This window comes from Streptococcus infantis (assembly GCF_001579645.1).
GTDB lineage: Bacteria > Bacillota > Bacilli > Lactobacillales > Streptococcaceae > Streptococcus > Streptococcus infantis_E.
In genome coordinates this window covers 13,740-22,728 of sequence record NZ_KQ970818.1, presented here as the reverse complement: position 1 = coordinate 22,728, position 8,989 = coordinate 13,740, and the positions used below count along the sequence as shown (strand labels likewise).

Annotated in this window: 10 protein-coding genes and 1 pseudogene; 1 reads left to right on the top strand and 10 read right to left on the bottom strand. The window is 39.7% G+C overall.

Translation table 11 applies throughout. From position 1 onward, the window contains the following. Positions 1 to 53 precede the first annotated feature (53 nt). The 10 genes from SINDD18_RS00130 to SINDD18_RS00085 form a co-directional block, all read right to left on the bottom strand. Complete coding sequence (locus SINDD18_RS00130) at positions 54 to 686, bottom strand: DJ-1/PfpI family protein (RefSeq protein WP_061862657.1); 633 nt, start codon at positions 684 to 686, stop codon at positions 54 to 56. A 284-nt stretch (positions 687 to 970) separates the two neighbouring features. Then, positions 971 to 2,794: a molecular chaperone DnaK gene (gene dnaK / locus SINDD18_RS00125; RefSeq protein ID WP_061862656.1), complete on the bottom strand. Its 1,824-nt coding sequence runs from the start codon at positions 2,792 to 2,794 to the stop codon at positions 971 to 973. Positions 2,795 to 3,053: 259 nt separating this feature from the next. Then, positions 3,054 to 3,569, bottom strand: a complete 516-nt coding sequence (grpE, locus tag SINDD18_RS00120; protein WP_045763635.1) for a nucleotide exchange factor GrpE — start codon at positions 3,567 to 3,569, stop codon at positions 3,054 to 3,056. 26 nt (positions 3,570 to 3,595) lie between these two features. Continuing rightward, positions 3,596 to 4,630: a heat-inducible transcriptional repressor HrcA gene (gene hrcA / locus SINDD18_RS00115; protein ID WP_061862655.1), complete on the bottom strand. Its 1,035-nt coding sequence runs from the start codon at positions 4,628 to 4,630 to the stop codon at positions 3,596 to 3,598. Positions 4,631 to 4,797: 167 nt separating this feature from the next. After that, positions 4,798 to 5,304 carry a DUF2812 domain-containing protein gene (locus SINDD18_RS00110; RefSeq protein WP_061862654.1) on the bottom strand — a complete coding sequence of 169 codons (507 nt, stop codon included), beginning with the start codon at positions 5,302 to 5,304 and terminating at the stop codon, positions 4,798 to 4,800. Between the two features lie 34 nt (positions 5,305 to 5,338). Further along, positions 5,339 to 5,914, bottom strand: coding sequence for a DUF2812 domain-containing protein (locus tag SINDD18_RS00105; RefSeq protein WP_061862653.1), 576 nt, complete (start codon positions 5,912 to 5,914; stop codon positions 5,339 to 5,341). Continuing rightward, the gene (locus SINDD18_RS00100) at positions 5,914 to 6,234 is read right to left on the bottom strand and encodes a PadR family transcriptional regulator (RefSeq protein WP_061862652.1); all 321 of its coding nucleotides are present in this window, start codon (positions 6,232 to 6,234) and stop codon (positions 5,914 to 5,916) included. The genes SINDD18_RS00105 and SINDD18_RS00100 overlap by 1 nt, the downstream gene beginning before the upstream one ends. A 119-nt stretch (positions 6,235 to 6,353) precedes the next feature. After that, a complete protein-coding gene (gene glnA, locus SINDD18_RS00095; RefSeq protein ID WP_061862651.1) occupies positions 6,354 to 7,700 on the bottom strand; it encodes a type I glutamate--ammonia ligase in 1,347 nt (448 codons plus the stop codon). A gap of 35 nt (positions 7,701 to 7,735) precedes the next feature. Then, positions 7,736 to 8,092, bottom strand: coding sequence for a transcriptional repressor GlnR (gene glnR / locus SINDD18_RS00090; protein ID WP_000659543.1), 357 nt, complete (start codon positions 8,090 to 8,092; stop codon positions 7,736 to 7,738). 75 nt (positions 8,093 to 8,167) lie between these two features. Next, positions 8,168 to 8,695 (bottom strand): FUSC family protein, encoded by a 528-nt coding sequence (locus tag SINDD18_RS00085; protein WP_061863212.1) that lies wholly within the window; start codon positions 8,693 to 8,695, stop codon positions 8,168 to 8,170. 86 nt (positions 8,696 to 8,781) lie between these two features. Between SINDD18_RS00085 and SINDD18_RS11130 the strand changes: the two are divergent. Further along, positions 8,782 to 8,989, top strand: a pseudogene (locus SINDD18_RS11130) (hypothetical protein); the annotation flags it as partial.

Genomic DNA, 8,989 nt, shown 5'->3' with positions numbered 1-8,989 from the left:
CGTGTTCAGTTGCGAACACTCTTTGTTCCTTTCTATAATTTATAAGTAAATCTTTAGAGGATGTTTTCTATACTTTGCTTCACTTGTTCAAATTCTTGGTTTGATAGAGTAAATATCAAATCCTCTTCAGCGTACTCGTTCTGTTCTTTAAAATAGTTATCCGTATTCTCTGCCAACCCTAAACTTAGAATCACTTTCCTTGCAAACTCTTGATGAGCAAAACCGATAGCCGTAATGATCTGTTTATCTTGCACAAGAACTTTCGGTTGGAAATTTTCACGTGGAAGAAATTCAAAATAGTCAAAGAAGTTTTGCCAAATTCCACCTGTAAATTTCGTGTCCTTCAACAAACCTGCTTTCGCCAATAAAAGGGGCGCTGAAGAAATGGCTGCAATCAAGACATCTCGCTCACCAAGATCCCTCAAGAACGAAATCAATTTCTCATCGTGTAGAGCAGGCCCTATATTTACCATTCCTGGCAAAATCACACAAGAATACTCTTCTATACGGATTTGATCTAGTGTTTTCGTCGGTTGACAGGGAAAACCATCCTCAGAGACCACCATCGAGTGATCTGAAGCGACATAATCAATCGTGACGTCAAAAGACAGAGCTAAAGTACTCGTTAAAGCGGTTATTTCATAAAGAGAAAAATTAGGATAAATGATACAAAGTACTTTTTTCATTCGCAACATCCTCTATTTTACCGAAAAACAGAGGCTGGGTTGCAACCTCTGGATTTCTTCTTATCATTACGACGTTCAAAAACAAAGTCGATTATACTATGTTTTTGAACTAGTAAGGCGTTTAGGCAAGTCGCCATAGCGATTGCCGTAGAATGACAATCACTTTAGTGATTAGTCATTCTTAACGAGTTAGGCTGAATTAAGTTTCGGATTAAAGGAATCCTAAAATCTCGGAACCTTTCTTTATTTCAAGAGGTTCCGCTAAAACAATCCACTGGATTGTTTTACTTCTCCGTAAACTCTCCGTCTACGACGTCATCGCCTGCGTTTCCTGTTGCTTGGGCACCTTCTGCTCCTGCTTGAGCTTGTTGTGCTGCTGCGGCTTGTTCGTAGAGTTTCACAGCAAGTCCTTGAGCTTTTTCATTCAAGGCTTCAAGTTTTGCTTTCATTTCGTCCAAGTTATTGTCTTCTTGGGCCTTCTTAAGCTCATCAAGGGCAGCTTGTGCAGCATCACGTTCTGCATCGAAGCCTTTACCTTCAGTTTCTTTGATTGTCTTTTCAGTCGCAAAGATAGCTTGGTCTACTTCGTTACGAAGGTCAACTTCTTCTTTACGTTTCTTATCTGCTTCAGCGTTAGCTTCTGCATCTTTCATCATGCGGTCGATTTCTTCGTCTGTCAAACCTGAGTTAGATTGGATAACAATTGTTTGTTCTTTTTGAGTTCCAAGGTCTTTGGCTTTAACAGATACGATACCGTTTTTATCGATGTCGAATGTTACTTCGATTTGTGGGATACCACGAGGTGCAGCTGGGATATCAGTCAATTGGAAGCGTCCAAGAGTCTTGTTATCTGCTGCCATTGGGCGTTCCCCTTGAAGAACATGGATATCAACGGCTGGTTGGTTGTCCGCTGCAGTTGAGAAGACTTGTGATTTAGATGTTGGAATTTTTGTGTTGCGGTCGATGAGTTTTGTGAAGACTCCACCCATTGTTTCGATACCAAGTGACAATGGCGTTACGTCAAGAAGGACAACGTCTTTCACATCACCAGTGATCACACCACCTTGGATCGCAGCACCCATAGCAACTACTTCATCAGGGTTCACTGATTTGTTTGGTTCTTTACCAGTTTCAGCTTTAACAGCTTCTACAACGGCAGGGATACGAGTTGAACCACCGACAAGGATGACTTCGTCGATATCTGACAAGCTCAAACCTGCATCTGAAAGGGCTTGGCGAACTGGAACTTTAGTACGTTCTACAAGGTCACGAGTCAAATCGTCAAATTTCGCACGAGTCAAGGTCATTTCCAAGTGAAGAGGTCCAGCCTCACCAGCAGTGATGAATGGCAAGCTGATTTGAGTTGAAGTTACACCAGAAAGATCTTTCTTCGCTTTTTCTGCTGCGTCTTTCAAACGTTGAAGGGCCATCTTGTCTGTTGACAAGTCGATACCATTTTCTTTCTTGAATTCTGCTACCAAGTGGTCGATGATTTTTTGGTCAAAGTCGTCACCACCGAGTTTGTTATCCCCTGCAGTTGCCAATACGTCAAAGACACCATCACCGAGTTCAAGGATAGATACGTCAAATGTACCACCACCAAGGTCAAATACCAAGATTTTTTCTTCTTTATCTGTCTTGTCCAAACCGTAAGCAAGAGCTGCTGCAGTTGGTTCGTTGACGATACGTTCTACTTCAAGACCAGCGATTTTACCAGCGTCTTTAGTTGCTTGACGTTGAGCATCGTTGAAGTAAGCTGGAACTGTGATAACTGCTTTAGTTACTTTTTCACCAAGGTATTCTTCAGCATAACCTTTCAAGTATTGAAGAATCATAGCTGAGATTTCTTGTGGAGTGTATTCTTTCCCGTTAGCAGAAACTTTTTCAGAAGTACCCATCTTAGATTTGATAGAAATCACTGTATCTGGGTTTGTGACTGCTTGACGTTTTGCAGCGTCACCAACAATGATTTCACCGTTTTTGAATGACACTACAGATGGAGTTGTGCGGTTTCCTTCTGGGTTTGCGATGATTTTTGATTCAGTTCCTTCAAGAACTGCTACTGCTGAGTTTGTTGTACCTAAGTCAATACCGATAATTTTAGACATATGTTTTTCTCCTTGTTGTTTTTTCTTCTTTTCTTCTTTTTGATATTTTCCCTTAAGTGGTGGGGACGTGAGCAACTCCCTTCGGGATTTCATCACTTATTTTTGAGCCTACTGTCTCAAAAATCCCCTGTTTCAGTAGCACAAGCTACTGAAACTTTCACCACGGCGGGAAATATCTTCCTTGCAAGCCTCCGGCTTGCGTTTTATCATTCTTTCATAGTTTAGTGTCATTTCGGACAAGGTTTTTAAGTTCTCTAGCCTAGTTATATACAACCACCATAGCCGGTCTTAGGATGCGGTCATGGAGTTTGTAGCCTTTTTGGAAGACTTGTGCGATGGTGTCTGCTGGATGTTCGTCATCTGCTGGGACTGTTTGAATGGCCATATGGTAGTTATGGTCAAATTCTCCATCCGCTGGAATTTCTTCAATTCCTTCTTCTTTTAGAGCATGTACCAAACTTTCTTGCACCATTTCCAAACCCTTCTTCACATCATCTGTCAAACCTTCAACGGCAAGGGCACGCTCTAAGTTATCTAGTGATGGTAAGATTGCTTTTGCCAAATCTTGGCTGCGATAGCGTTGCAAGAGTTGACGTTCTTCATTGGCACGGCGCTGAATGTTTTGCATCTCTGCATGAGCTCGAAGATATTTGTTTTCAAATTCTTCGGCACGTTCATTTGCCAAGTCCAATTCAGACTTCTCAGGAGTTGTTTCTTCAGCTGTTTCCACAACTTCCTCTTCTTTTACTTCTTCATTTTTAATATCTTGGGCCATTTTCGCCTCCTTTAATGATTTCAATCTTAATTCACTTCATAGTGATTACTGCTGAGATAGCGGTAAAAATCCGTCAACTTCATAGTCAAAACTCGATTGACAACATTAAGTTGATTGACCAATTGTTGATAATCCAGATTAACCGGACCTATAATAGCTAGAATTCCCAACCCACGATAGGGAATGAGGAACTTACTGCTAATCACTGCTAGGTCAGCAAGACAAGATTCTTGGCTATCCGCAACTCGGACACTTTGCATCTGGTCGCCAATCAGATTCTCTCGAATTTCTAAAGCTACTTTTTGTGGCTGATCAAAAAACTGATAAGCTGCTAGATTTGCGAAATTCAAAAGATTGACTTTGCCAGAAACCACGATATTTTCATTGAACATTTCTTTGAAGATATGTTCGACGAGGTCCATGACGTTATCCGTTGTTGTAAAGTAACGTTGGATAATTTGCGGAATCTCTGTCCGAATCTTGTAGTGAATATCCAAAACAGTCTGATCCAGGAAACGTTCTTGAATCATGGTCTTGAGGCGATTTAAATCCTCCTGCAAGAAATTTCTCGGAATCAAAAACTGACTGGTAACTGTTCTAGACTCATCAAGCGTAAAAACTGCCAGAGCTGTATGTTGTCCGAGGACAACAATATCAAAAGCTGTCAGCTTCTGCCTACTTGGTTCGACATCCAGTGCTACAACCGTACAACCACTCAAGTCTGACAAGATTTTAGTTGCCTCTTGAAGGATATCCTCAAGCTTGAAGAACTCCTGATCAAATGCTTTTACAATCTCATAAACTTGATTCTCAGCTAAACGGTCGAAGGACAAGGAGTGTTTGACATAGTATTGAAATCCAGCCACACTCGGCATCCGACCACTGGAAGTATGAGCCTTTTCAAGCAAACCTTGCTTTTCTAGAGCTGCCATATCATTTCGAATGGTAGCACTACTAGAGTTGATAGACTCTTGCAAGGCCTTAGATCCCACAGGTTCGTGCGTTTTGGTAAAGATGTCAATAATCAGATTTAAAATATTCTGCTGACGTTCTGTAACCATCTCGTCACTCCTCTCTGATAGATCTTTTTTAGCACTCGATACATCCAAGTGCTAACTTATGATTCTATTATACACCCTTAGAAAAGAATGTCAAGACAAAAACTCAAAAAATTAGCACTCTTTTGTCAAGAGTGCTAAAAATCAGTCTGAGGACCTAGAAACCAATGTCAATCAACCAAATATTTTCGTCTAAGTCTGTAAAAACTATAGATTAGATAAGAAATCATGAGAGCATATAGGGCAAAAATAAGGAAGAAAGAATGAGAGAGGCTTTCCCGAAATAGGCTCATACAAACAACTAGACCACCAGAGATGGTTACTGTCGATGTACGAAGTCCAGATTTAACACCAGCCCATCGAAGATGATTGTTCATGAAAGATTGATCATTTAAATCTACATCACAAGTTGCTTTTCGAAAAACAGTATAAGAACAATTTTCCACAAATTCCCATCCTCTATCCTTAATACTTTGTAAATCTACCTCATTTTTTCTAAGGTAGCTAGTATTCCATACACGGTAAATTACATCATCTGGTCGGCATTGTTCAAAATAGAAAAAACCAAAACGATTCGATTTAAATTTCCAACCTTTCAAATGCATCTCATGCAAATAATCTTCTACCTTATCCAAATCAAAAATGGTAAACATTCGAAATTGTACTTTGCTATTCATTGTCTGACCTCCAAATTAGAAAACATGCATGGTTTTATTTATCAGATAATTCTTTCCACTTTTGAAACAATCTCCAAAAAATATAAGAAATCTGAATCGCGAAAACTATCAATAAAGTACAGTTTATGATAACAATCAAAAACATTTCCCAACTGAAAGAACTACCTCCACTGACAAACTTTGGGAAAATCGGTAGTAGCGCTGAAAAGAGAAGTAAAATAGGAAGCATCCGCATTGTTAAAATCTTCTTGACCATTGCTAACTTCCCGGCCGCGTCATTATAAATTTCAAACTCGGCATCCGACTCAACCCCAGAATAAAGCTTTCTAAAGTAGGAAAAACCATTAAAGTCTGTAATATGCTCCCAGCCACAATCTTTAAATAGTTGTAAATAGGAAGCTCTCTCTGATTTTTTCATAGGATAAAAGTCCAACTGATAAACCACCTGCTCCGGTTGGCACTTTTCAAAAGTATACTTAACCGCAACTACTAAGTTAGAATAATTTACTTCCTTAAGTTTCCAGCCCTGAGCATGCATTTTTCCGAGATAGAGAGCCTCTCTATCATAATCCGCAATGGTAGCAATTCTATAAACAACTTTCTTTTCCATCAAAGCTCCTCCCGACTATTTCTGTAGAGCCGCTCAATACGTTTCAACTCAATCTCTAAAACTTTTCGACCCAAGTCTGTTATGTGATAGATTTTACGTTTTTCCTCTTCTCGGACAAAGGAAACCAAACCATCCTTTTCCATCTTCGATAGGGTTCCATACATAGTTCCAGGACTAATTGATACTTGCGAATCTGTCATCTCTTTAACCTTTTGCGTAATACCATAGCCGTGGTTCTCCTTTTGCAGACAGAACAGAATATAAAAACCCGTTTCGGTCATGGGAAGGTAAACCCGCCTAATCTTATCTGTTAATTCCATTTAATCAGACCTCCTATTTAATCCGATATATCGCACTTCGTTATATAAAATATATCACACCTCGATATAAATTGCAAGAAAAAAAGATTGTCCTCACGGACAATCTTTCTGATGTATCATTAGTATAGATCTAGGTAGTTATCAATTTCCCATTGTGAAACGAAGGTTGCATAGCTTGCCCATTCAATTCGTTTGGCTTCAAGGAAGCTAGTGTAGATGTGTTCACCTAGAGCTGCTTTTACCACTTCGTCTTCTGTCATGGCCTTCAAAGCGTTGTGAAGAGTTGATGGAAGGTCTGTGATGCCAGCCTCTTTACGCTCTTCTGCAGTCATGATATAGATGTTTTCTTCGATTGGCGCTGGTGCTTCGATTTTGTTTTCAATACCGTGCAAACCAACTTCCAAAAGAACAGCCATTGCGATATATGGATTTGCCATTGGGTCTACTGAGCGCAATTCCAAACGTGTTCCCATTCCACGAGTAGCAGGAACGCGGACAAGTGGTGAACGGTTACGACCAGCCCAAGCGATGTAAACCGGCGCTTCGTAGCCTGGAACCAAACGTTTGTATGAGTTAACTGTCGGGTTCATGATAGCTGTATAATTGTAAGCGTGCTTGATCAAACCACCAAGGAAATGATAGGCTGTTTCTGACAATTGCATTCCTTTTGGATCATTTGGATCAAAGAAGGCGTTGTTCCCTTCAGCATCAAACAAGGACATATTGCAGTGCATTCCTGAACCAGCGATACCAAATTTAGGTTTAGCCATAAAGGTTGCATACAAACCATGTTTACGGGCAATTGTTTTTACAACAAGTTTAAAGATTTGAATCTTGTCACATGCACGAAGAACTTCATCGTACTTAAAGTCAATCTCATGTTGACCTACGGCAACTTCGTGGTGACTGGCTTCTACTTCAAATCCCATTTTAGTCAAGACATTCACAATCTCACGACGAGTGTTATCCGCAAGGTCTGTAGGTGCTAAGTCAAAGTAACCACCCTTGTCATTTACCTCAAGAGTTGGATCTCCGTTTTCATCAAGCTTAAACAGGAAAAATTCTGGCTCAGGCCCAAGGTTGAAAGATTTGAATCCAACTTCTTCCATGTGACGAAGAGCTCGTTTGAGATTTCCACGAGGATCCCCAGCAAATGGCTCTCCTTCTGTAGTATAGACGTCACAAATCAAACCTGCAACACTACCATTTTCATCTCCCCAAGGGAAGACCGTCCAAGAGTCCAAATCTGGATAAAGATACATGTCTGATTCATTGATACGAACAAACCCTTCAATAGAAGATCCATCAAACATAGCCTTGTTTGACAAGACCTTGTCTAGTTGTTCATCTGTAGCAGGAATTTCGACGTTTTTCATGGTTCCCAAAATATCTGAAAACATGAGGCGGATAAAGGTTACATTTTTTTCCTTAACTTCACGACGAATATCTGCAGCTGTGATTGGCATGGTTTTTCTCCTTATATATGACGACTAGCGGTTGCCTAACCGCGACCAAAAGGTGATTGTTGAGAAGCAAAGCGACTTTGTTGAAGAACTTCATTTCGAAGGGCTCGACGTACCTCAGTTTGACTCACTGGTTTTTTAGACTTCGCCTCACGTTCAGCATATTTTTTCTTAATGGCAGCAATGTTAAGACCTTCAGAGATATAATCTTTAATCTCAAGCAATCGATCCATATCATTCAAAGAATACATACGGCGATTACCTTCGTTGCGATCAGGTTTAATCAATTCCTGGTCTTCATAGTAACGAATTTGGCGCGCCGAAAGATCGGTCAGTTTCATAACACTACCAATAGGAAAAACTGCCATATTGCGACGAAATTCTTTTTCCTTCATGTACACTTCCTTCTTTCTGTCTATTATAGTCTAAAAAAATTCAATCGTCAATCAATAATGTTATATCTTGTGACATTATTTTGTTTTTTTCAGTAAAATGCTCCGTAAACGATCAATATCGTAATTTACAAGAATTGCTGCAAAAACACCCATAAAAGTTTCAAATACACGAGCAAACACGTACAAAACAGTCTCTCCACTCGGAATTGATAAGGTAATAATCAACATAGCAGCAACTCCCCCGATAACACCTGCTTTATTGTTCATAGCAACATTTGTCATAATGGTTAACATGGTGCAAATCGGAACAACAAGGAGGGTTACCCAGAAGGCGCCGTGTAAAAGATTATTTAAAAGGAAGAAAATCAGGGCATAAAAACCACCGATACTATTTCCGAGAATACGAGAAGTACCAAAATGAACACTCTTATCAAAGTCTTCTCTTAAACTAAAAACTGCAGTCAAGGCTCCAATCTGAAGTCCTTTCCAACCAAAAAAACCAAAAATCATAAGAACTAAAAAAACAGCGATCCCTGTCTTGAAAGTTCGCATCCCTAACTTAAACTTGGATTTATCAAATCTATACTTTTTAAAATAACTCATCATTTCAACTTTCTATCTCCATTTTACCATAAATTTACTTTTTTTTTGAGAAGGGGATGCAATAAACTGATGGAAATTAATACTCAATGAAAATCAGAGAGCAAACTAGGAAGCTAGCCGCAGGTTGCTCAAAACACCGTTTTGAGGTTGTGGATAGAACTGACGAAGTCAGCTCAAAACATGTTTTTGAGGTTGTAGATGAAACTGACGAAGTCAGTAACCATACATACGGCAAGGCTAAGCTGACGTGGTTTGAAGAGATTTTTAAAGAGTATAAAAAGAGAGTGGGACAGA